The organism is Lacipirellula sp., assembly GCF_965279485.1.
Lineage (GTDB): Bacteria > Planctomycetota > Planctomycetia > Pirellulales > Lacipirellulaceae > Lacipirellula.
On the sequence record NZ_CBDIIC010000001.1, the window covers coordinates 1 to 22,975 of the forward strand.

The window sequence follows — 22,975 nt, forward strand, 5'->3', positions numbered from 1 at the left end:
ATGCGCGCCTTATCGGTGGAACGCGCTGACCGGCGTGTAACGGAAAATCATGTGGAACGGACTGAACATGCTCTGCTGATCGCAGTGCTGAGAATGGTCGAATCGCCCAATCGCTCTACGCCATGCGTGACGGTTGAGCTGAATGCCGTTTAGGTAGGGCCTGACTATCCCCTCCCACTATGCCTGCGCGTCACTACCCACTGCCGATGGTAACGACTATGAGGCGCTGAGAGATTGCGGATTGTCGCATCCTATAATCGGCTAATCGCTACAGGCGTTTGGCACGCTGTTAGTTATGCACGGCGTAGGGGTGGTGGGTTTTATCCTGGTCGCAACGACTGTAGCGGTTATGCGGGGCTGCCGGCCTGGGGGAAAGGGTTATGCCGATTGTGACGGTATGCAGACGTTTAACACTTATTACGATTGTGCGACTGTTCGCCAGCACGGGGGTGAGCATGCGCATAGCCAAATTGGCGGCTCGCGGAGAGACCATTGGGCCGCTGGGGCTCGTGGCTTGCCCTGTGCTGCGTTGCGGCCGGTGGGGAGTGTTGGCAGTCGGGCGAGGTGGAGAGAGTTCGCCAGGAGCTAAATCCGGGGGCCGCGGGGGTTAGGTGTTGGAGGGGGTTTGCGGATCGGGTTATTGACTTAGGGCGGACGGCTGTCAAGTATGGAGGTGTTGCCGGTGTCCCTACCGCTGGCTGTTAAGCCGCTTTCTTCTAGGGACATTTTCTAGGCATGAACCGTGACCAGCTTCCGCCACCAGTGCCGGTGGATCGCAAACCGCCGTCGACTCCGCTAGGCGAGTTCCTTCGCCGCTTGGCAGTGGAGGGCGCGCGATGAACCGAGCGAAAGCTATCGCCCACTTCCACCCCAGCAACTTCGGCAATCAAACCGAGCTGCTAACGGGGATTGAGTCGGAACTATTGGCGCGGGTCTCGTTGTTCGATCGGCGTCGGCATGTCGCAGCCACGCTACCCCGTCACGGGCTTACGTTCCTACCGGAGCGGCTCGGCGGGTACTATCGACCGGTTCCGCTGCCGATCGCACCAGAAGTCCGCGCAGTCACGCGGCGGATTCGGCAGCCCCGCGCGCTTCGCCGCTTGGCAGTGGAGGGCTCGGTATGACGCTTCACCAGCTTGCAACAATGCAACACCAGCGGCGGCTCGCGGTCGAGCGGTGCGCTGGCGAATGTCGGGTGCCGACGGTGTTCTCCGTCGCAGTCATGGTGAGAGTAGGGACGCCGAACAATAGGCTCGCTGCGATTCGGCCCCCGGTCGCCGTGCGGTGCGTGCCGCTGTCGCGGGGGCTCTTTGCGATTGTCGACGATGCCGACTTCGCCGAAGCATCGCGGCACAAGTGGTGCGCGGAGCGGGGCGGCGGTTCTCCCCCGCAGACGCGGAGCCGGCCGACTATCCGCTTGCACTCGCTCATTCTCGGCGAGGCTCCACGGGGAATGAAGCATCGCTTCCGCAACGGCAACGCGCTCGACTGCCGTAGGTCGAACGTGCAACTATTGACGCACCGGGAGCACTCCCAATCGCGACGCATGCGGTCGGACAATTCGAGCGGTTTCATTGGTGTGCAGTGGTGCAAGTCGCACAAAAAGTGGGCCGCGTTCGCAACGGTCGGCGGTCGCTTCAAACGACTAGGCCGGTACGACGACAAGGCCGAAGCCGCGCGGGTGCGCGATGCGTACGTCCGCGAGCACTACGGCAAGCATGTCACGCTTAACTTTCCGGGGGAGGCTGAGCTATGACGGCGGTTACCCCCATCTATCAGCACTTTTTAGAACTCACTGGCGACCCGCTGGCCGCATCGAATCTCACGCTGGCCGAAGTCACACTGTCGGCAAAGGCTCCCAAGATTCCTGAGGCTGAGCTGCTTACGATCAAACAGGCGGCAGAGCAATTCGCCATTAGCGAGCGAACGCTCTACCGCATGATTGACGATGGGCTTCCCGTGGCGCGCGTGGGCCGATCGGGGAGAGGCACTAGGATCAAGCCGGCTGACCTGTCGAAGGCTCTGACGAAACCGGGAAAGATACTGCGTTAGCAGCAGCGTTCATGTAGCCTGCGTTGGCTTCAAGATGCCCATACCGTGTTGCGATCATGCGTGTGTCTTTGTGCCCCATCATCTTTGAGACGGTGAGGGCATCTTGGCCGCTGGTCAACCGGTAGTGTGCAAATGAATGCCGCAGCGTGGTCGCCGTCAGCTTCGGTATGTCCAACTCACGCCGGAGCCGAATGAAGCGGCGGCGGATCGCGTCTTTGTGCCAGGGGTTGCCCTTAGAGTTACGGAATAGCGGGCCAGTCGGGTACTCTTTGACAAGTCGGCCGACGATAGCCAGGGCATCGTCAGGAAGGTTGACCACGCGCGACCGCTTCCGACCTTTGCTTTCGCCGATCGGTAGGACGAACCGCTTACCGTCCAGGTGTTGCGCCTCAAACTGGCGCATCTCTTGGGGGCGGCAACCGCTCGACAGCATGACAGTCAGGTAGTCGCGGAACGGCTCATCTAGTGCAAGTTTAATCACCTTCGGCCAAGTGTCCGAAGGAACGTAGAGCTGGCGCACATTGGGCGACGGCTTCGGCATGTTCGCGATGGGGCTGGTATCGAGGTAGCCCATACGGCAGCCCCAGTTAAATACGCCCTTCACGAGCGTGATATAGTCGCCGATTGTCGTGGGGCTCAAGGGCTTAAGCGTGGCTGACTTCTCACCCCGCTTGCCGTCTTTGACCGCCGCTTTTCTCTTGCTATTGGCAGCTATCCAATCGTTGACATGAAAAGAGCGGATCGCATCCGCTTTTGTCGTGGGCCTGATCGACTGACAGAAACTCTCCAAGATCGGTTCACGATACTTGCAGGTAGACGCGGCCAGATTCAGCTTGCACCAGTCCCAATAAGCCTGGACCAATTCGCGCACGGTAAGGTCGCCGGTCGCCGTCGTTTGGGCCAGCTTCCGAAACTTCTCTTGCGCCTTTTTCTTGTCTTTGCCGAGATACCGTTGCTTGCCGTCTAACCAGACGTGCCAAGTGCCGGTTGACTTCCGCAACCACGGGGACGATTGCCGCATTAGAACAGCCCTCCTAAGCAAGTGTAGCTTCGGAAAAGGCGTTATGACCCGCGCGGGAGCCGTGTAGAACCGTGTAGAAAACTACACGGAATTTGACAAGCGGCCATCCTGAACTATTGTTTTTCTAGTGGGCGGCACAGGACTCGAACCTGTGACCTCTACGGTGTGAACGTAGCGCTCTAACCAACTGAGCTAGCCGCCCGATTCGTGAGCAACCATTTCCAGTGAACCGGATGCTTCAGCGAGCCGCTCATTCTACCCCTTGCCCGAGCCCCCTGCAATTGCACGCCGATCCCCGGAAACGCCGGCACGATCGTTAAATTGGGCGCGCCGTTCGTCGGCCGTTTTCGCGGCCCGTTAGTGCTCCGCGCCGTTTTCGGCAATGCCGTGCTGATCGAGCTTTCGCTTCAGCGTCGTCCGGTGGAGGCCGAGTACCCGCGCCGCCGGGGCGCACTGATTGCCCGCCTGGCTCAAGGCGGTTGCCAGTAGCGGCTTCTCGACGACTTGCAGGAAACGGTAGTAAACGTCGCCGTTTAGCTCAGGGTTTTTGAGTAGCTGTTGCGCTAGCTCCGTGACCGCTTCGTTCAAGCGACCTTCGGGGCTCATCTTGCCGCCATTTGATTGAAATGCGGGCAGAGGCGCCGGCAGATGGCTCGGCAACACCGATCCGCTCCGTGCTAGAACCAGCGCGTGCTCAATTGCCTTACGAAGTTCGCGAACGTTGCCATGCCAGGGGCGTTGCGAGAGTTCATCAACAGTTTCTGCTGCGAGCACCGCTCGTCCGTCTCCAAACTGACTCGCGAAGTAGTTAGCCAGCAGTGGAATGTCTTGTGAGCGTTCGCGTAGCGCCGGCAACGGAATCTCGAACGTGCACAGGCGGTAAAACAGATCGTGCCGGAACTCGCCGCGTTCGACAAGCTGATGCAGGTCTTGGTGAGTCGCGGAGACGATGCGGAATTGAGTTTTCACCGGCTGATCCGCGCCTACCGGCAACACTTCGTCTTGATCGAGCGCTCGCAGCAGTTTGGCCTGAATTGGCGCGGGGATATCCGCGACTTCGTCGATGAATAGCGTCCCGCCGTTGGCTTGCGCCAACAGACCGCGTCGCGTTTGCGTCGCGCCAGTGAACGTCCCTTCGACATGGCCGAACAGTTCCGCTTCGCCAAGCGTCGTGTTGAGCGCCCCCATGTTAACGGCGACGAAAGGGCCACTCGCCCGCGGGCTATGGCGGTGGATCGCCTGCGCGGCAAGTTCCTTCCCCACGCCGCTTTCGCCTTTTAGCAACACTGCCGCATCGGAGGCGGCCGCCAGCGCGATCCGCTTGAACGCCGCCTGCATCGCCGGGCTGCGACCGAGCATTCCCTCGAGCCCCGCCGATGCTGCATCGTTTACCGCCTCGACGGCGGCCGCCGGCGTACGTCGCAGCGACCTCTCGATCGCCGTGCGAATTTCGTGAAGGTCGAAAGGTTTCAGAATGTACTCGAACGCACCCTGCTCCACGGCCGTGACGGCCGTCTTCAAATCGCCGAAGGCCGTGATGACGATAATCGGCGTCTGCTCGTTGAGGCTGCGGAACAACTTCATTGCCGTCAGGCCGTCGACTCCGGGAAGTCGAACGTCGAGCACAATGAGTTCGGGATGGAACTCTTTGGCGGCGCTGAGGCCCTGCTCTGCCGACGAAGCGACCTGCACCTGGTGACCCAGCCCCTCGGCGAGCCGGGACAATCCCCAGCAAATCGAAGGCTCGTCATCTACCACCAGAATCTTTGACACCGGCTGCGCCTTTCCTGAAAAGCGGAATCACTACTCTGAATGTAGTTGTTTCGCTTGCTCGTGACCACTCAATGGACCCAACGTGCGCTTCAACAATTTGCCTGGCCACAGCCAACCCGAGTCCGACTCCCTCGGCCTTGCTGGTGACGAAAGGGTCAAAAAGCCCGGAGTTTACAGAGTTTTTGGGGCCTGGACCCGAATCGCGGACGGATAACTCCGCCTCCTCGAGAACTGTCTGTTGTAAAGAAATCTCAATGGTGCGCGGAATACCGTCGGCGTTCTGCTGAACGGCTTCGATCGCATTGATCAAGAGGTTGAGCACCACCTGACCGAGCGCTTCCGGGTCTGCCATGACCCGAAGATCTGACGGCGGGGGATTCCAGGCGAGTTTTACCCGTGCGTGGCGAACGGAGGGTTGGACCAACGAGAGCGAGTCATCCACTAAGGCTGAAAGACTCACTTCCCGCTTTTCAATATCGTCGAGCGGTTTCCCTGCTCTTAGAAACCGTTGTAGCTGACTTTCCATTAGACGCAACTGCCGTTTTGCAACGAAAAGGCTTTCATTGTCCTTCGCGTCGCAAAGTTCAGCATGTAGATCGAGCGCCATCAGACACCCGGTTGCGGCATTGCGCATTTCGTGCGCAAGTCCTGCGCCCAAGAGAGCAATCGTGCGCATTTGTTCGGTGCGACGAATCTGTTGCTCGTAGTCTGCCAACATCTCCGCAGTTTGATTGACGGCGAGCGACAGGTCGCGGATTTCGTCATTTGCTTTAGGGAGCGCCGCCGGAGCGAAGTCGCCTGTGGCAATCCGCAGCACTTCTTGCTGCAGCCGTGCAGTGGCACGACTCAATTTCCCGGCGATGAGCCGCGCTACCAAAGCGACCGCACCGATGGTAATGACGCCAACGATGAGCGGCGGGACGACCGCCTCGCGCCACGTTCGTTGGTATTCACTTACCGGGAACAATACATGGAGCACGCGCGCCGACTCATTGGCGCTTCGCGCGGGAAGAGGCGTCGCGTGATGAAAGTAGTCGACGCCGTTCCATCTGATCGGCGGCCCGAGTTGATCCTCCGGTGCGGCTGTCAGCGGCGCCGTCGGAAACTCCGCTGGAGTGCCCTCGATGCTACTCGCCAGAATCTCGCCAGAGCCGTCGGTTAGCACGAAGTCCGCGCTTGATAGCTCCTGCATCTGCCGCAGTACATTGTCGGACAGGGGGAAGTTCGTCGTCGACAGCACGGCGACAACGCCGCGCAGCCGCTGCTCGATTTGCTCGCGCGTCTGCTGGGCCGCCAGCCGCGCATTGATGGCGCCGACCGCTGCCAGGCTCATGGCCGCGACCGCTACCAGCGGGAGCAAGATTTGGCGACGGAGGGGCCAGCGCATGGATGAATTCTAGTTCGGAGCCTGGGAGTGGTGTCGAACGAGTCGGCGCGTGTGTCGCGTATTGCGACGCGGTGAGGTGATTTCGGCGAATTGGGCAGTCATCTACTTCCTTTCATTATCGTAATCTGACAGGCTGGCTTCCGCTGGGTGCTGAGCAATGAGGCAGGTCCCCGAGCGTTCGGTCGACCTTGCTCACACCGAGTTTACTTGCGGGATTCTCCCGCAAACTCGTATTTAAGGAACGCCGGACAGATGAAGAAGTATCGCTCGATTCTCGTCGCCATGCGCCGCGGCTTTACGCTTGTGGAATTGCTCGTGGTGATCGCCATCATTGGAGTGCTAGTGGCGCTCCTCCTTCCCGCTGTACAAGCAGCCCGCGAGGCGGCTCGCAGGAACACCTGCAAGAACAATCTCAAGCAGCTCGGGCTGGCAACTCTCAACTTCGAGAGTGCACAAAAGCAGCTCCCCCCGAGCACCGACGTCGATTTAACGGTGACAACCACGGGCAACAATGGCTCATGGGGCGTTCACGGACGTCTGTTGCCGTATATGGAGCAGCAATCGCTACGCAACCTCGTCAACATCCAGGTTGCTTGGGACAACCAAATGGCGTTGAGCGGTCTGAAGGTCGCTTCGTTCCAATGCCACAGCGATAGCCGCAGCGACGAAATTCGCGACGAACCCCCTAAGGCGGCGCTTTATCCTACGAACTACGGCTTTAACATGGGAACGTGGTTCATCTTTAACCCAGCCACTGAAGAAGGAGGCGACGGCGTCTTCTACCCGAACAGCAATTTGCCGCTGTCTCGCGTGCTTGATGGGACAAGCAACACTCTTTTGAGCGGAGAGGTTAAGGCGTGGACCCCCTACACTCGCAATGGCGGACTATCGTCGCCTGAGATTCCCGCAACGATCGCCGCCGCCACCGCGCAAGTCGCCGCTGGGCCCGAACCGAAGGGAACCGGTCGTACCGAATGGCCCGATGGCCGCGTCCACCACACCGGCTTCACCGCGACGATGACGCCTAATACCTACACCCCCTTCACCTTCGAAGGGCAAGTAGTCGATGGCGACTACAACTCATGGCAAGAGGGTAAGAACGGGAGAGCGGGCCAGCCGACCTATGCGATCGTTACCCTTCGTAGCCACCACGCCGGCCAAGTGCAAGTCGGCATGGTCGACGGTGCGGTGCAAACCGTTAACGACGGCATCGACCTCGTCGTCTGGCGCTCGATGGCCACCCGCGACGGCGGCGAAGCGGTCGCTCAACAGTAGCTTGCCTTTTAAACGTCAGCGTGCGACGACGAGAGTTTTTGTCGCACAAAATCAACAGCCGCTGCGAGTCAACCGCGTGTGATTCGCAGCGGCTTCTTTTTGCTGCAAGTTGAGAGCAGCATCAATCCTCCGCCCGGCTGCCATCGCCGCACATTTTGACGATCTTCGGATCGAACTGTGCCACGATCTCGACCAAATCCTGCTGCGCCGCCATCACGTGCCGGATGTTCTTGTACACCCCCGGCACTTCGTCCGAACCGGCCGATAGCACCTCGATGCCGCGCTCCGCCAGTTCCTTCCGCACTTGCGAGAAGCGGAACATATCGTTCGCTTTCGTCCGCGACATCTGCCGTCCAGCGCCGTGCGACGCCGAGTCGAGACTCTCGGCATTCCCCCGACCGCGCACGACGAACGCCGGGTCGGCCATCGAACCCGGAATCACGCCCAGCACCCCAGCGCCAGCAGGCGTTGCTCCTTTGCGATGCACCACGACGTCGCGGCCGCCATGCTGCTCGATCCAGGCGAAGTTGTGATGGTTCTCGACGCCAGCGATGATCTCGGCGCCCAGCAGATGCGAAACCAACCGGTGAATCACCGCATGGTTCGCCGCCGCATAGTCGCCCATAAGGTTCATCGCCGCCCAGTACTCTTGGCCTGCTTCGCTCTTGAGGTCGAGCCAAGCCAATCGACCAAGCTCTTTTAACTCGCTAGGCAGTCGCGACTGCGCGATCGCACTGTAGGTGCTGCACACGGCCGCGCCCGCGCCCCGGCTGCCGCTGTGGCTGAGTAGCGCCACATACTCGCCCGCAGCTAGTCCCAACTCGCCGTCGCGCTCAGCCAGCGTCAGCACACCGAATTCGACGAAATGATTCCCCGAACCAGACGTGCCGAGCTGCTTCCACGCCGTATCTTTCCGCTCGCGCGTGATTCGCGACACGCTCCAATCGGCGTCCATCACTTCGTGCGATTGCTTGGGCTTGTGCTCGCAACCAACGCCAAATCGCGTCCCCTTTTCGAGCGCGACGCGGAACGGTTCTCGCCGCTCTACAAGCGATTCCACCGGCACGTCGAGCACCGACAGCTTCATGCGGCAGGCAATGTCCACTCCCACGGCGTATGGAATGACGGCATTTTCGCACGCCAGTACCCCGCCGATCGGCAGGCCGTAACCGACGTGCGCATCAGGCATCAGCGCCGCCCCCACCGCCGATGGCACGCGGCACGCATCGCGCATTTGCGCGTGGGCCGCCGGATCGATTTCATCGCCCCAGGTCCGATACGCAATCGGTTCGCGCAGCTCGATTGGCTCGTAGCCCAGCATCTCGCTGGCGAGCTTTCCCCAAACCGGATCGTTCACGAAGGTCTGCGGAGCGCGCACCACGTCCTGTACGAGTTCCTTCGCTCGTTTTCCTTTGAGCCCGAACCCCAAGTCTTGCGACGCGGCGTCGCGCAGCGCATCAATCGCCGCCGCGGCGAACTTCGGCGGCACGCCCAGCTTTTGAAGTTGTCGACGATTCATCCCTGATACCCTAGCTGATCCTAAAAGCCGGAGCGCGAGAGAAGACTAACCACGAAGACGCGAAGCCACGAAGATTCTCACGAAGAATGAGTACGCGAATGAGTCAAAGCATGAATTCGAAATTGCGCTCCACGTTCAATTCGAAGTTAACGAATAATTGCTCGAACTCTTCTTTCTCTCTTCGCGCGTCCTTCGCTCCTTGGAGCCTTCGTGGTGAAGCATTCTCCCATCCGCTAGAACAGAAAATAGTCCCGCCAGCGCGAACCAAGGTTCACCCTGCTGCGTCGTTATTTTCGTGCAGCGCGGTAAAAATTGGCAATCTTAGCCAGATTGAGCTTGCCTTTTTTTCCGTGCTTGCGTTTATAATGCAGTTGTAGGTCGTGCCAAACGCAGGCACGACGGGCTGACCCGGCCGCTTGCGGAGCCTCTGGCAGGAGCCGCAGCCGCTAGAACCCAGTAAGGAAGGAGGTGGTCTGTTGAACCATAGTCATATACGCCAGTTGGGTGGTGATTTCCGTTGACCACCGGCGGGTGCCTTCGGAGGCGCCACCACCTGCTTCTGAGCGCCCGCTCATCGATCCTAGAATCGTGAGCCTGCTCTCAAAGCAAAAAGTTGACAGCAGCCCGGTCGCCCTCGTTGGCGACCGGGCTCTTTTTTTGCGCTCGCCGTTTCTCCCATTCCCATTCCGCCCCTTGAGCAATCCCCCGCAACTCCCGACGATGTAGCCAACCCATCAATCGCAGCCAAACGCCCTCCTCCCGAACCCTGAACCCCAACCCCTGAACGCTTCCCCCATGTCCGACGACCTCGACGCCGCCCTCGAAGCCCAGCAGTGGCTCCTCGAAACTAGCTTGCCGCTTGTCTTCGAGGCGTACGACGACGCGATGAAGCGCCAGGTGGATGAGCCGGTGGTGGTACTGCTCGATTGTGAGGACTCGATCGGCGGCGAAATCGCCCGCAGTTGGCTCGGTGAGGAGACAGTCGAGGACGCGATTCTCCACCAGTCGGACGACGTCGATCCCGACAACGAGGCGACCACCGTCTTCGCCGTCGCTTTTTCTTTGGAAGAGTGCCGTGCTGAAGTGCCGACGGTGTTCCCCTATCTGGCGCCCGCTCTGGAGGCGGCCCCGGAAGAGGGGTTTTACGCGATTTCCGTCACCAACGGCGGGGCATCGATCCTCATCGTCCCGCCCGACGCCCGGGAATAGAACTTGAATCGGGCGGTAACGGGGTCGGTTTTTCGGCGACTCCTACGCCGCGGTTTGGGGTTAAGTCCTTTACCTGTCTATAATAGCGGCTTGGACTTCAGGATATTTCCCCGCGCGGTAGGACTCTCGCCATGGCGGACGCCCCTTCCCCCCTCCCCTCCCCCACCGATCGCTCCGCAGCCCGTCGGCTCCTTCGTCTCATGACGCTGGTTGTCGTCGTCGCGCTCGGAGCGAGCGATCTGGCGGCCCCGTATGCCGCCGCTCAGGATCGTGGCGGTCGCGGTCGCGGTCGCGGCGGGCCGGGTGGCGGCATGTCGCCCGAAATGATGATGCAAATGCGGGCGGCCCAGATGGGCCAAGGCGGTCCGCAGCCTGGCCAGCAACCTCCAGGCGGCGAGCAACCCAAGCCCGAAGGCGAGAAGCCTCCCGAAGGTGAGAAGCCAGCTGAAGATTCCAAGACGATCAAGCGTCCGACCGAAAAGCCGCAAGCCAATGCCGAGGAACTGAAAGCCGCCCCCGATAAGGATGGCATGGTCCAGTTCACTTTCCGCGGCCAACCGTGGACCGACGTCCTCGAGTGGTTCGCCAGCGTCTCGAAAAAGAGCCTCGATTGGCAAGAGCTTCCCGGCGACTTCGTCAACCTGTCGACGCAGCGTCGCTACACGATCGACGAAACCCGCGATCTCCTCAACCGCACGTTGATGGCCCGCGGGTTCACGATGATCTCGCTCGGCGACGTGCTGACCGTAGTGAAGATCGACAAAATCGATCCCAGCATGGTCCGCCGCGTCGAACCCGACGATCTCGACGATCAGCCGCCGCATGATTTCGTCCGCACGCGCTTCCCGTTACCGCCGACGCTCGAACCGGCTAAAGCGGTTGAAGACCTCAAGGTCGTCCTTAGCCCCACGGCCAAAGTGACGCCGCTGCTCGCCTCGAAGCAGATCCAAGTGATCGACGCGGTCGCCAACCTCCGCGACGTTCGCGACCTGCTCTACGCCGAGCAAATGGTCGCGGACAAGGACGTTCGGCCGCGCGTCTTCGGTCCGTTCAAGTATCGCCGCGCCGATTACATTGCCGACCAGGTGATGGTGGTGCTGGGCCTCGACCCCAGCTCGCGCAAGGGCCCGATGGAAATGCAGCTGGAACAGCAAAAGCTGCAGATGGCGATGCAAATGCAGCAGCAGGGCAAAGACGTCAGCAAGATGCTCAAGGAAGATGGCCCGCCGGTCCACATCGCCGTCGATAAGCGCCGCAATTTTCTGTTGGTGAACGCCCCGCCGGCCGAGATGGACATCATCGCCCGCAGCATTGAGGAATTCGACGTTCCCGAAAGCGGCGCAATCGCCGCCGCCGACCCCGCGACGGGATCGGAGGAGCTGACGTTCAAACGGCACTCGACGGTCAGCATCGATCCCGACGAAGTCGTCGACGCCCTGCAGGATCTAGGCGGCCTGAACCCGCTTACGCAGCTCCAGCACGACAATCGCAGCAAGACCATCTTCGCCCTCGCCACGCCCGCTGATCACGCGACGATCGAATCGCTAATTGACAAGCTCGACGGCAGTGGCCGCGGGCTGAAAGTGATCTGGCTCAGCCGCCGCAATCGCGCCGATCAAGTCGCGGGCACGATTAAGGCCCTCATGGTCGGAGAGAAGAAAAAGGAAGACAACAGCCGCAGCCGCTATTGGTCGCCATGGGATTACAACGGCGGCAACGACGAAGAAGAAGACAACGCCGCCTTCCGCATTCAGGCGGACGTCGAGAACAATCGCCTCCTGCTTTGGGCGAATGAGGACGAGTACAAAGAGGTCTCCGCCCTGCTAAAGGATCTCGGCGCCGTCGCGGCCGGGGCCGGCAGCAATCCCAACAAGTGGCGCGTCATCGACGCCCGCACTCCCGCCGAGACCCGAGAACTCGTCGAGCGTTTGCAGCAGACTTGGTCGGGGCAAAACAAGCTCAACATCAACGTCGCTCCCGCGACCGAGGAAGACGCAGCCCCTCCCGCCGCGAAGCAGAAGCCCGCCGCCGAGCCGGCGCCGAACGAAGACGAAATCACGTCCATCGCCGTTCCATTCCGCTTCGCGGTGCAGACGGCGGTCGAGCCTGCTTGTCTGCTGGTTGCCGACGAAGCCGAGACGACGCCGGTGGATTCCAAGGCTGTCGTCGCAGAGCCGGCCGCATCGCTTCCGCCAGCCTCAGACGCCGCCGCAGCCGAAAAAAAGACGTCCGCGGGCGAAACGCCTGCCGCGCAAGCCCCGCCCGCGATCAACATCACCGTCACTCCCGACGGCCGCATGATCATTAGCTCCGACGACGTCGCCGCGCTCGACCAACTCGAAGAATTGATGAGCGAACTCGAACCGCCGAAGCAAGATTTCGAAGTCTTTCAGCTTTACAATTCGCGCGCGTCGCTCGTTTCGATCAACCTCAAAGAATATTTCGCCGACGAACTGAGCGACGACGAAGACTCGAATAGCTTTTCTTACTTCTGGGGCGGCCGCGACGAGAAGCAAGAAGATCCTGCTTCGCTCGGCAAATCCCGCAAGCTGCGCTTTATTTGGGACAGCGATACGAACACGATCGTCGCCCAGAACGCGACCGAAGCCCAGCTCGAAGTGATTCGCAACCTCGTGAAGATTTACGATCAACCTCCCAGCGAAGACTCGGTCACTCGTCGCCGCACCGATATCGTGCCGATCCGCTATTCGAACGCGCAAGATATCGGGACGGCCATTAAGGAAGTCTACCGCGACTTGCTTAGCTCCAAAGACAAAGAGTTTCAGGCCGGCGGTCGCGAAGGCGATGACGGCGGCCGCAGCCGCAGCGAACGCTTTAGTTTCTTCGGCGGTTCGAGTTCCAGCAGTCAGAAGAAGTCGACCCCGATGAAGATGTCGTTCGAGGGCGCTCTATCGGTCGGCGTCGACGAAATCTCCAACTCACTGATCATCTCCGCCGACGACACGATCTGGGAGAACGTCCGCGATCTCGCCGTCGCGCTCGACGACAAAGCGAAGCCTGACACGGTCGTCCAGGTCCACGAACTTCGCGGCTCGCTCAAGGCGACCGATTTACAAGCCGTGCTCAACACGGCTCTCGCTCGTCCGTGGCAAGGTAACAAGCCGCCCGAAGGCGCCGCGAGCGGCAGCCGAGGCGGCGGCGAAAGCAGCTCTCGCGGCGGCGACGGCGAGCGCCGCAGCGGCGACCGAGGCAGCGATCGCGATCGCGGAAGAGGCGGCGACCGCGGCAGCGATCGTGGCCGCGGCCGCGACTAATGCTCTGCTCGCATACGCCTCTCTAGCCCCGGGCTCCGCCCGGGTGTAGGCGTCCATGCAGATCGACGTGGTGGTGTACGACGCTACCGCAGATGCGTAGACCCAACCCGCAAGATCTGATTTCAGGCCCAACGGGCCGCGCTGTGACAGCCCAGGGCGCAGCCCTGGGAGCATCGAAAAATAAAGAAGATAAGCCCTGTAAGGGCGCGCTGAGGCTAGCGCGCCCTTACAGGGCTTTGTTATTAACGACGGAGCCTACCCAGGGCTGCGCCCTGGGCTGTCACAGCGCGGCCTTTCAGGCCTGAATGCCAATATCAACAACGTGTTTGCTTACAAACCGAGCGCCCGCTCAATCCGCCTCACGCAACGCTCGCGCCCAAGAATCGCCAGCGTCTCGAACAACCCAAACCCTACCGCCTTGCCGGTGATCGCCACCCGCACCGCGTGGACGAGATCGCCAATCTTCACGCCCTGCCGCTCGACGAACTCTTTTAAATGGGCTTCGAGCGCTGCAGGTTCAAACGGCTCGACGCTCGCCAGTTCCGCAGCGTATGCCGTCAGCAGCGGCCGCGCATTCTCCGGCTTCGTGATCCGCTTTTCCACCGCCGCCGCATCGTACGGCAGTGCATCGTCCGCAACATAGAACTCGGTGTAATCGAGGACGTCCCCCGCCATCTTCACGCGATCGCCGGCCGCTTCCAGAATCGACGATAAGTACGGCCCCGTCTCGCACGGCGGCGGTGAAGCGACCAACCCGGCGCCCTGCAGGAACGGCAGGCACTTCGCCACCTTCTGCTTCAGCGGTAGTTGCTGCATCGCGCGATCTTGAAACGCGAGCAACTTCTGCGGATCAAAACTCGCCGGCGCCTTGTTTACGCGCTCGAGAGAAAACAGCTCGATCATCTCCTCGCGGCTGAACTCTTCGCGCTCGCCGTCGAGCGACCAGCCGAGCAGTAGCAAGTAGTTCAGCAGCGCGTCGGGGAGGAATCCAATCTGCTCGTAGAAATCGACGATAACGGGATTAAACGTGTCGGCTGTCGTCGCCAGCCCGAGCCGCGTGGCGATCGAGTTGCCGCGCTCCATCAGCGCCGCGAAGTCGCGATTTTTTAGATACTTATCGAGCTTCCGCTTGCTGAGCTTCGTCTTACTGCCCGGCTCCGCCACGTACGGCAAATGGGCGTATGCCGGCAACTGATACCCGAGCGACTGCGCGATGAACACCTGCCGCGGCGTATTCGGCAAATGCTCTTCGGCGCGAATCACGTGGCTGATCTGCATCGCTTCGTCGTCGACGACCGACGCGAGATGATAAAGGCACGTCCCGTCGGCGCGCTGAATGACGTGATCTTGCTCCGACGCCCACGCGAATCGCACCTCGCCGCGAATGAGGTCGCTTAGCACGAGCTCGCCCTCGCGCGGCATTTTTAATCGGACGACGCCCTGGCGGCCCTCCGCGGAGTACTTCGCCGCATCGGCGTCGCTCTCGGCCATCCACTGCCGGCTGTAGGTAAACTGCCCGCCCGCCGCTTGCGCCGCTTCGCGTTCCGCTTGCAGTTCTTCGGTCGTCGCGAAATCGCGGTACGCATGCCCGCTCGCGAGCAGCTTTTCGACGGCCGCTTGGTACAACTCGCCGCGCTGCGACTGATAGTACGGCCCGAACTCGCCCCCCGCCTCGGGGCCTTCGTCCCACTCCATGCCGAGCCAGCGGAACCCGTTCAAAATCGGCGCAAGTGCGGCGTCGACGTTCCGCTGTTGATCGGTGTCGTCCACCCGCAGCAGGAACTGGCCCCCATGCTTCCGCGCGAAGAGCCAATTGAACAGGGCCGTCCGCACGCCGCCGATATGAAGATAGCCGGTCGGGCTGGGAGCAAATCGAGTTCTGACGGTCATCAATCTCTTTCAACGAGGCGAGCAGGCCGAATGCCGGGACAATCGGCCTAGCCTACCAAATCGGCCGCCGCCCCCGCGAGGGCCCGCATTACGCGGCCCGATTCTGCCGCCGCAGCCGCTTCTTGTCGGCCTTCGACAGCTTGCGGTTGTCGTAGCCCTCCTCGTCTTCGTCCTCGTCGGACCATTCTTCGTCCTGCGCTTCGACTGGCGGAGCCGCCTTCGCGGCTACGGGCTTGGCTGTAGTGGGCGCCGGGGTAGCGGCAGGAGCGGGAGCTGCGACAGCCGCCGGCTTCTTTTCCTTTTCGACCGCGGCCGGTTTCTCCGGCGCTGCAGGCGGGGCGTGATCGATCAGCCCCTGCACGTCGAGCACGACGTAGCGAGCGAACACCATCGCCGCCGCGAGGCAGAACGTGGCGCCTGCGAGCGGCAACGCATTCGCCGCAAGGCTGGCCCAAGCGGCGGCCGCAGCCGGAACGAGTCCCAACACCGTCGCTGTCGCTGCCGCATAGCACGCGGCGCCGGTGAGCAGAATCGCCAGCGTCGATCGTGATTCTTTCACCTCAAGTATCAAGCGAACGAAGGTCCAGCCGCCGACTAGTGCGAGCGGCGCCAGCCACCACTCGACGCCGGCTGTCGTCAATGACCAGCCGGTCGCTGCTACGGCACACTTCACGAATAGCCCATGAAGCGGAACAACCGCATTGACGCTCATTGCGAGCGCGCCGCAGGCCACCCATTTCCACACGCGATATCGCCCCGCGTAGTCGTCAACGCGATGCCGCCGCAATGAATAAGTAAGTTTCGCCAGCATCGTGATCATCAACATCGCGATCGCCGTCGACCAGGCCGTGACGCCGGCCGCCATGCCGTCGCGCAGATCGCTGGCCGAGACGCCTGGCAAAGCGTTCGCAATCGGATCGGCGAAGTGCGTAATCGCCGCCGCCGCCGCCGCCGTGCCAACGCCGGCCAAGACCGTCGCCAGCACCGCCAACTTGCGCCGCGGAATGAGGTCGGTGACTTGGGGATGATTTTCAATATTAGCTTGTTCGCCGTAACGGGGCGCATCGGGATCAAACGCCTCGTACGCCGTCGCGCCTGCGGCGCTCCGCACCTCGTCGTTCAACACGCGCCGCCGTCGTCCTACCCGCGCCATACTGAATGCCACCGAGCCAAGATGATGTTCGTTGTCAGCACAACACCGCGAGCGAACCGTCTCGACTGCTGGCGGCCGCGCGTCTCTGCGCAGCGCTCCCGTCGTCGAGTCGCTCCACCCATACAATCCGCATCGGCATTTCAACCGCGCTAACTGTGAATTGGTCTGGAAGCCGGGGTCGCGGAGGCTGGGTAAGGTGGGCGATTGTCAGTTGTCAGTGGACGGTGGCGCGAGCTTCGTGTTCTTCAGCAACTGACAACGGGCTCCTGAACACGGACATTGCGAGCGAATTACATAAGTCGTTTGAGTAAATCATCTTACACGGTTTTTCTTGACACCTACTGCACGACCAGTAGAATCCTGCTTTGGTTATCTACTGCCTGGCCAGTAGACGCCGCGATCCGCGACCACCGGTCGCGGCTTTGCATTTTCCCGAACCCCGAACCCCGAACCCTCATGCTCGCCCCCACCGACCGTGAACTCGACGCCCTCAAAGTCCTCTGGGATCGCGGCGAGGCGACCGTTCGCGACGTCTGCGATGCGATGAACGCCCGCGGCGCCGAACTCGCCTATACGACCGTCCTCAGCTTGCTGCAGGTGATGGAGCAAAAAGGCCTCGTCTCCCACCGCCGCGACGGCAAGGCCTACGTCTATCTGCCGCTCATCAAACGCACGGAAACGTTCCGCCAAATCGCCGGCGGTTTTCTCGAGCGGGTCTTCGACGGCGCCGTCGACGAGTACCTCGTGCATGCCCTTGAGTCGCGGCCGCTTGATGCGAGGCAGCTTGATGAACTGCAGGCGATGATCGATGCGGCTCGCAAGCGTGCGGAAGGAGCTGGCGACTGATTGTGGCCAATGAGTGACGACCAACGGTCTGCTGCCGCGACCACCGGTCGCGGCTTTTTGGGATTTCCTGAACCCTGAATCCTCGCACCTGAACCCTCTTCCCTGTGAGTCCACCCATGGCGCTTCTCGCTCCCTGGCTCGCCGACTTTCAACTCCTCGCCGCCGCTCTTCTCCTCGGCGTGATGCTCGCCATCGCCCTGCTCCGCCAACCGGCGCAGCGGCTCGCCGTCGCGAAGTCGACGCTCGTCGCGCTCGCTGCGCTCGCCCTGCTTTGCGCGATCCCCGGCTGGTCGCTCGTTCATCTGCTCAACGAACAGCCGACGCCGGTTCCCGCTCAGCCTCCCGCGCAACTCGCTGATCTCCCATCCACGCCGCAGTCTTACGCGCAGCCCGCTCTCGAACCATTCGCGTCGTCGTCGCCGATCGTCACCACGATCGCTGAGCCGCCGACGCCTCCGCCCGCCGAACCGGTCAATTGGCCCGCCGCGATCGTCACCCTTTACGCAGGGGGTTGCGCGCTCGTCGCGATCTGGCTCGTCATCGGCGGCCTCTTCGCCCGCCGCGTGCTCAGGCAAGCAACGCCCGCTCCGCCGGAGCTCGAGCAACTCCTCGCCCAAATCACCGGCCCCATCGCCCACCCGCCGCGGTTGCTCATTAGCCACCACATCGCCGCCCCTGTCGCCATGGGCCTCCGCCGCCCCACGATTCTACTCCCCGCTTCCACATTCCCCATTCAGCATTCCGCATTCAACCATTCCCCCACGCAACTCCTCCCCATCCTCGCCCACGAATGGGCCCACCTCGAGCACCGCGACCTCCACACCCTCGCCGCCACGCGGCTCCTCCTTATCCTGCTCTGGCCGCAGCCTCTCTTCTGGTTCCTTCGCCGCACGATCCGCCTCGACCAGGAAACGCTCGCCGACGTCGCCGCCGCCGAACGCGCCGGCCGGCTCGACTACGCCCAACAACTGCTCGCCTGGGCCCGCACGGCCAACACGCAACGTCCCCCTCGCCTCGCCGGCGCCGTCGGCCTGTGGGAAGGCCCGTCGCAACTCAAACGCCGCATTGCGGTGCTGCTCAACGAAAAATTTAGCGTGATGCGATCGTGCTCGCGCCGTTGGAAAACAGTAAGCGTTGGTTGCATTGTCTCGATCGCCTTGTTGCTGTCGTTGGTAACGTTGCAGCCTGCGATGAGCGCATCGGAGAAACAGGGGCAAACGGCAGCCACCGAACCAAGCAACCTGCCCGAAGCTGGAGCGGAGAATTCGCTGCCTGAGGGGACGATGGGCGACGTCGAACGCCAGGCGAAAGAAGTCGCTGAGCGAGGTTCCGCGCTCGTCAAGCAACTCGCCCATGCCCCCAACCTCTTCATGGGCTTCTGCATCAACGAAGCGGGTCAACCCCTCGCCGGCGTCGACGTTTCGCTCTTCGTCTACCAGGGCGCCAAGGCCAATGAAAACGTCGAGCCGCTCGCCCGCACGCGAACAAACGCCGATGGCAAGTTCGAATTCAACGAGCCTATCGACGTCGCGCAAGAATTCCCGAACGGCATTCCCGAGGACCAGTTCCTCACCCCGCCAATAAAAATCATCGCCGCGGTCGCGAAAGCGCCAGGCCTGACGACCGAATTTAAGAACGATGCGCTCTACCGGTTCGTCAAGCAAGGCCAAGCCGCCATCCTGCAACTCAAGCCAGCCCAGAAACTGACGGGGCGCGTGACGGACGGCGCAGGGCAACCTGTCGCTGGCGCCGTCGTCAACACAACGTTGAGCGTCGGCGGTTACGTTCCGGGCGCCAATCTCAGTGCTCGTACCGGCGCTGACGGCCGTTACGCGATCGACGATCTACCTCGCTTCGACGCCGAGGAGCGCATCAAAGAACTCGCCGCGGCTCGCGAGCGAAAGGATCCGTGGGGCATGTTCCCGCCACCGGGCCCCGCGCTGTCGGTACAGCATCCTGATTTCGCGACGCGGCGCGTCAACCTTCAGGCGGTTCCAGGCGAATTAAACCTCACGCTGCTCCCCGGTTCCACTGTCAAAGGGCGGGTTGTCGCCAAGTCGCCAGGGACTAGCGATGAATCGACGCCGTTAGCAAACGTTCCCGTCTGGATCATGCGAACGATGCAGCCCATACGCGATCCCAACGCGGCTTATGCACTCGTCGAGCAGCAGGAGACCACGACCGACGCCGATGGCAACTACGTCTTCACGTCGCTTCCCGCCGGCGAATACGCGATGACGGCGACAGCGCCCAATCTCACGACCTCTGGGGTCACAGCGATCGCCGTGGGCGCCGGTCAAACAGCGACCGCTCCCGACGTGGTCCTGACTCCCGGCGCCATCGTCCGCGTGAAACTCCTCGACGCTGCGAACATGCAGCCGTTCAAATTCGAGGCGGGCCGGAAGGGATACATTTTGCCCCAACGACTGACGCCCGGCGCTATCGGCGCCCCGCGCATGGACTCCCAGATCGCCGACTTCACTGTCGACGGCGTCGGCGAAGCGCGGCTCGCTCCGGGCCGATACGGGCTGTTCGTTTCGATCCCGGGCGAAGGCCTCGCTCCCAATCTTGAGTCGCGGTCGCTCGATGGAAAGTCGACGGTAGCGGAGTTCGAAGTTCGCGAAGGCGAAACATTGGAACTCGACGTTCCGCTAATCGAGTTTTCTCTGCAAAAGGCATCCGGCGTCGTCACCGTCGTGGCGCCTGCTGTCACCGACGGCGCTGCCGTCGAAACGCAAGCTTCGCCCCCGCCCGAAACGAGCCATTTTCAACCATCGACCACGCCCGCCGACGGCGAGCAGCCAGGCGCGGTTCCGCTCAAGCCGCAGTCTGCGACACCATCCATCGACGGCTCTGAAAGTGCGGAGACGAAGACTCGTTCCACTACGAATCCCGCCGCCCCGCCAGAGACGACTCACCGATCCATTAGCATGGCAACGATCAAGGCCATGCCGCTTGAGCCTGTGAAGCACTCCCCGAATTCGCTCCAACTCCACATTGTCGACGAACACAAGCAGCCGATCAGTGGCGTCGAAGCGACGCTCTACCAACCCTCGTTCGCAAGCGGAGCCGCCAAGCCATTGCGTTCATTGACGACCGACGAAGGGGGCAACGTCGACTTTGCCGACTTCGTTTCAGCCGACCAACTCGCCAAGTTCCAAGCACTGAAGGCATTCGGTGAGTTTACCGGCGGAGTTAGGCACACGTATTTGCTCTCGCTCAAACGACCAGGATTGGCGTCCGTTCTCCTTTCTCAATCGGGGGGCGACGTCGCACTCTACGGCGTGCGGAGAACGATTATGTTGCGGCCAGCCGTCAAACTCGGTGGCCGCGTTACCGATCCAGCTGGAAAGCCCGTGGCGGGAGCCATCGTTTCGGCTGGCGGTTTCTCTGGCACTCATAGCATTGCTGGAGTTAATACCGTCTCGACCGACGCGGAGGGCAGATTCGAGTTTACTGACCGCGGGCCGTTCAACCGCGCAGCGGCGAGGAAGGATGGTAAGTCGTTGGATTTCGTTGTCCCCGGCGTTCCGCCTGAGCCGGATATTACCGCTGAACCTGAAGATCCGTCGACGAGGTACGTCTCTGATCTTGTCGTCACTCATCCTCAATTCGCCGCTACCAGCGTCGAGGGAGGCGACGTTCCCGGCGTCGTCGATGTGCAGATGCTTCCCGCCGCTTCGGTCGTCGGCCGGGTCGTTTACAACGACACCGGCGCGCCGGTCGCGGGCGTCGCCGTCTACGCATACTCGAAGCAAGCTGAAATTTCGCCGGTAGCGAGCCAAGAGGGCGTAGCGTCGGCCCCAGTCGGTCGATCCCGCTTGGGCACGACGACCACGGACGCTCAGGGGTACTACCGTCTCTCGAATCTTGTCGCTGGAAGTTACGACATTTGGGCCGAATCAGGCGACAATCTGGATGTTGCTAAATGGGTGTCGCGGGGCCTGAGCGAAATCTCCGTTCCGGCTGGCGCGCAGCCCAAGCAGGTTCAAGACCTCGTCGTCGGATTGGCTCCAACGATTGAGTTTCAGCTAGTCGACGCCAACTCATCGAAGCCGATCGACTTTGCGGGAGGCGGCATCGCAAGTCCTTGGGTTATCCTCGTGGGCGGTCCCAGCACGCAGAACGCCGGCTTGAGCCGCACCGCTGTTTCTGCGGACGGCAAGTTCAGTACGCGAACTCTCAACGGTAGGTCGCGAGTCGGCGTCTTCGTCTACGATCGCAGTGATCCGCAAAAAGTGCTCTACATGTGCAACGACGATATCCACATGGCGGGAGAGTTGTTCGACTTGAAGTTTGGGCAAAAGGTTTCCGCTAGATTGCCAGTGTTTGCCATGGCAGCGTTGGAAGAGGCGCGTCAAGGACGCATCAGGGGGATTCGTTTAAGCAATGAGAAGAAGTACCGCGAAGCCATCGCAGTATTTAACGAGGTGCTCAGTCGCTTCCCAGCAGATAACGAGTCGCTGACAGGAAGAGCTTACGCCTACCGCATGCTGGGTGACTACCGAACTGCGATTGCCGACTTTGATCAGGCTCAAAGCCGCTACCACGACACGATGTCGACTTATTGGCTCGCCGATCTCCTCGCGTCGTCGCCGACAGACGGCACGCGCGACGGCCGACGGGCGTTGAAGTTCGCGCAAAGCTTGTTTGAAGACGTCGTTAATCCAAGCGACGTCGAGTATGCCTCGCGACTATGGGCGTTAGTTGCAGCGGCCCATGCTGAATTGGGCGACTTTCCCCAAGCAATCGATGCGCAGCAGAAAGCCATCGAGCTTGCTCCGGACTCACGCAAAGCTGAGATGCAAAATCGGCTTGAACTCTACCGGTCGAACAAGCCATTCCGACGGGAAGCAACGCAGTCGGCGACCAGAACTCCTGCCAAAAACCCGTCAGATCAAGGTGCTGCCAAATCACCCCGTACAGCTCCACTCATCACCAAGCCTGTCGAACCGCTGCCTGGTTCGCCAACGCTACAGTCCAACGCCGGTCGCAGAACCGTTCAATCGGTGCATATTCAGGAGATGCGCCTTAGCGATCGCTCCAAACCGCTCAACTACTCAGCGTGGGAACTCAAGACCGAACTCGCTCCGATTGATCTCAAAGCACCCGCCACGCTCGGCGACGCCGTCAAATAGCTCGCGCCAAGGGGTCGGGGGCCTTTTGCCACTGGAAACTCTTCTCCGTGCCGACAACATCGCTAGTGGCAAAAGGCCCCCGACCCCCTCGTGCTTCCATCGCGAGCGAGTATCGGCGTTGCCGAAAGCGACGAGAGGCGAGGCGACTCGCCTCTTGTCGCGTATCTCGACCCCGACACGCGGCCGGCAGCGCGTTGGCGAAGAGAGTCTCGTTCTCGCACGAGTATTGGGGCCACCCGTGGTAGTGGGTACTGCCGTCGGGCTGAACGCCCGACCTACGGACGCGTCACGCGCTGGCCGAAAGCAACTCTTTGATTTCGGTCGCGGATGCTCTAAGGTCGAAAGGCTCACAACTCCGCGCGCCAACTTGGGCTGCGCGCCGCTCAGGCGTTAGAGTCCTCAGCGCCGCGGCCCGTGAGACGCCACGCAGTTCTCGC

14 protein-coding genes and 1 tRNA gene are annotated in these 22,975 nt (G+C 61.5%); 8 read left to right on the forward strand and 7 right to left on the reverse strand.

The annotated features are described in order from the left end of the window. The first annotated feature begins 836 nt into the window (after positions 1-836). From ACQY7R_RS00005 to ACQY7R_RS00015, 3 genes are read left to right on the forward strand one after another with little or no spacing between them, the layout of a single operon-like run. On the forward strand, positions 837-1,124 hold the full coding sequence (locus tag ACQY7R_RS00005; RefSeq protein WP_428303550.1) for a hypothetical protein: 288 nt from the start codon (positions 837-839) through the stop codon (positions 1,122-1,124). Further along, entirely contained in the window at positions 1,121-1,756 is a 636-nt protein-coding gene (locus tag ACQY7R_RS00010; protein WP_428303551.1) for a hypothetical protein, read from the forward strand. Before ACQY7R_RS00005 ends, ACQY7R_RS00010 begins: the two co-directional genes overlap by 4 nt. Further along, positions 1,753-2,052 (forward strand): helix-turn-helix domain-containing protein, encoded by a 300-nt coding sequence (locus ACQY7R_RS00015; RefSeq protein ID WP_428303552.1) that lies wholly within the window; start codon positions 1,753-1,755, stop codon positions 2,050-2,052. Before ACQY7R_RS00010 ends, ACQY7R_RS00015 begins: the two co-directional genes overlap by 4 nt. Here ACQY7R_RS00015 and ACQY7R_RS00020 read toward each other — a convergent pair. The 4 genes from ACQY7R_RS00020 to ACQY7R_RS00035 all read right to left on the reverse strand — a co-directional run bounded on the left by ACQY7R_RS00020 (position 1,997) and on the right by ACQY7R_RS00035 (position 6,179). Continuing rightward, the gene (locus tag ACQY7R_RS00020) at positions 1,997-3,073 is read right to left on the reverse strand and encodes a tyrosine-type recombinase/integrase (protein WP_428303553.1); all 1,077 of its coding nucleotides are present in this window, start codon (positions 3,071-3,073) and stop codon (positions 1,997-1,999) included. The two genes, ACQY7R_RS00015 and ACQY7R_RS00020, sit on opposite strands and share 56 nt — an antisense overlap. Before the next feature lie 128 nt (positions 3,074-3,201). Then, positions 3,202-3,275, reverse strand: a tRNA-Val gene (locus ACQY7R_RS00025). Positions 3,276-3,430: 155 nt separating this feature from the next. Further along, positions 3,431-4,846 carry a sigma-54-dependent transcriptional regulator gene (locus tag ACQY7R_RS00030; RefSeq protein ID WP_428303554.1) on the reverse strand — a complete coding sequence of 472 codons (1,416 nt, stop codon included), beginning with the start codon at positions 4,844-4,846 and terminating at the stop codon, positions 3,431-3,433. After that, the gene (locus ACQY7R_RS00035) at positions 4,821-6,179 is read right to left on the reverse strand and encodes a sensor histidine kinase (RefSeq protein ID WP_428303555.1); all 1,359 of its coding nucleotides are present in this window, start codon (positions 6,177-6,179) and stop codon (positions 4,821-4,823) included. The genes ACQY7R_RS00030 and ACQY7R_RS00035 overlap by 26 nt, the downstream gene beginning before the upstream one ends. Before the next feature lie 306 nt (positions 6,180-6,485). Here ACQY7R_RS00035 and ACQY7R_RS00040 point away from each other — a divergent pair, with 306 nt between their 5' ends. Then, complete coding sequence (locus ACQY7R_RS00040) at positions 6,486-7,508, forward strand: DUF1559 domain-containing protein (protein WP_428303556.1); 1,023 nt, start codon at positions 6,486-6,488, stop codon at positions 7,506-7,508. A 121-nt stretch (positions 7,509-7,629) separates the two neighbouring features. On the opposite strand, the gene ACQY7R_RS00045 is transcribed toward ACQY7R_RS00040, so the two are convergent. Then, the gene (locus tag ACQY7R_RS00045; RefSeq protein ID WP_428303557.1) at positions 7,630-9,027 is read right to left on the reverse strand and encodes an RtcB family protein; all 1,398 of its coding nucleotides are present in this window, start codon (positions 9,025-9,027) and stop codon (positions 7,630-7,632) included. Between the two features lie 795 nt (positions 9,028-9,822). Here ACQY7R_RS00045 and ACQY7R_RS00050 point away from each other — a divergent pair. Both ACQY7R_RS00050 and ACQY7R_RS00055 read left to right on the forward strand, forming a co-directional pair. Next, on the forward strand, positions 9,823-10,236 hold the full coding sequence (locus ACQY7R_RS00050; protein ID WP_428303558.1) for a hypothetical protein: 414 nt from the start codon (positions 9,823-9,825) through the stop codon (positions 10,234-10,236). Positions 10,237-10,367: 131 nt separating this feature from the next. Further along, on the forward strand, positions 10,368-13,511 hold the full coding sequence (locus tag ACQY7R_RS00055; RefSeq protein WP_428303559.1) for a secretin N-terminal domain-containing protein: 3,144 nt from the start codon (positions 10,368-10,370) through the stop codon (positions 13,509-13,511). 330 nt (positions 13,512-13,841) lie between these two features. Here ACQY7R_RS00055 and gltX read toward each other — a convergent pair whose 3' ends face one another. Together gltX and ACQY7R_RS00065 are read right to left on the reverse strand one after the other, a co-directional pair. Further along, complete coding sequence (gene gltX / locus ACQY7R_RS00060) at positions 13,842-15,401, reverse strand: glutamate--tRNA ligase (protein ID WP_428303560.1); 1,560 nt, start codon at positions 15,399-15,401, stop codon at positions 13,842-13,844. Positions 15,402-15,489: 88 nt separating this feature from the next. Then, positions 15,490-16,527, reverse strand: coding sequence for a hypothetical protein (locus tag ACQY7R_RS00065; protein ID WP_428303561.1), 1,038 nt, complete (start codon positions 16,525-16,527; stop codon positions 15,490-15,492). 483 nt (positions 16,528-17,010) lie between these two features. Here ACQY7R_RS00065 and ACQY7R_RS00070 point away from each other — a divergent pair, with 483 nt between their 5' ends. Then, the gene (locus ACQY7R_RS00070; RefSeq protein WP_428303562.1) at positions 17,011-17,400 is read left to right on the forward strand and encodes a BlaI/MecI/CopY family transcriptional regulator; all 390 of its coding nucleotides are present in this window, start codon (positions 17,011-17,013) and stop codon (positions 17,398-17,400) included. 116 nt (positions 17,401-17,516) lie between these two features. Further along, positions 17,517-22,538, forward strand: a complete 5,022-nt coding sequence (locus ACQY7R_RS00075; RefSeq protein WP_428303563.1) for a carboxypeptidase regulatory-like domain-containing protein — start codon at positions 17,517-17,519, stop codon at positions 22,536-22,538. Positions 22,539-22,975 lie beyond the last annotated feature (437 nt).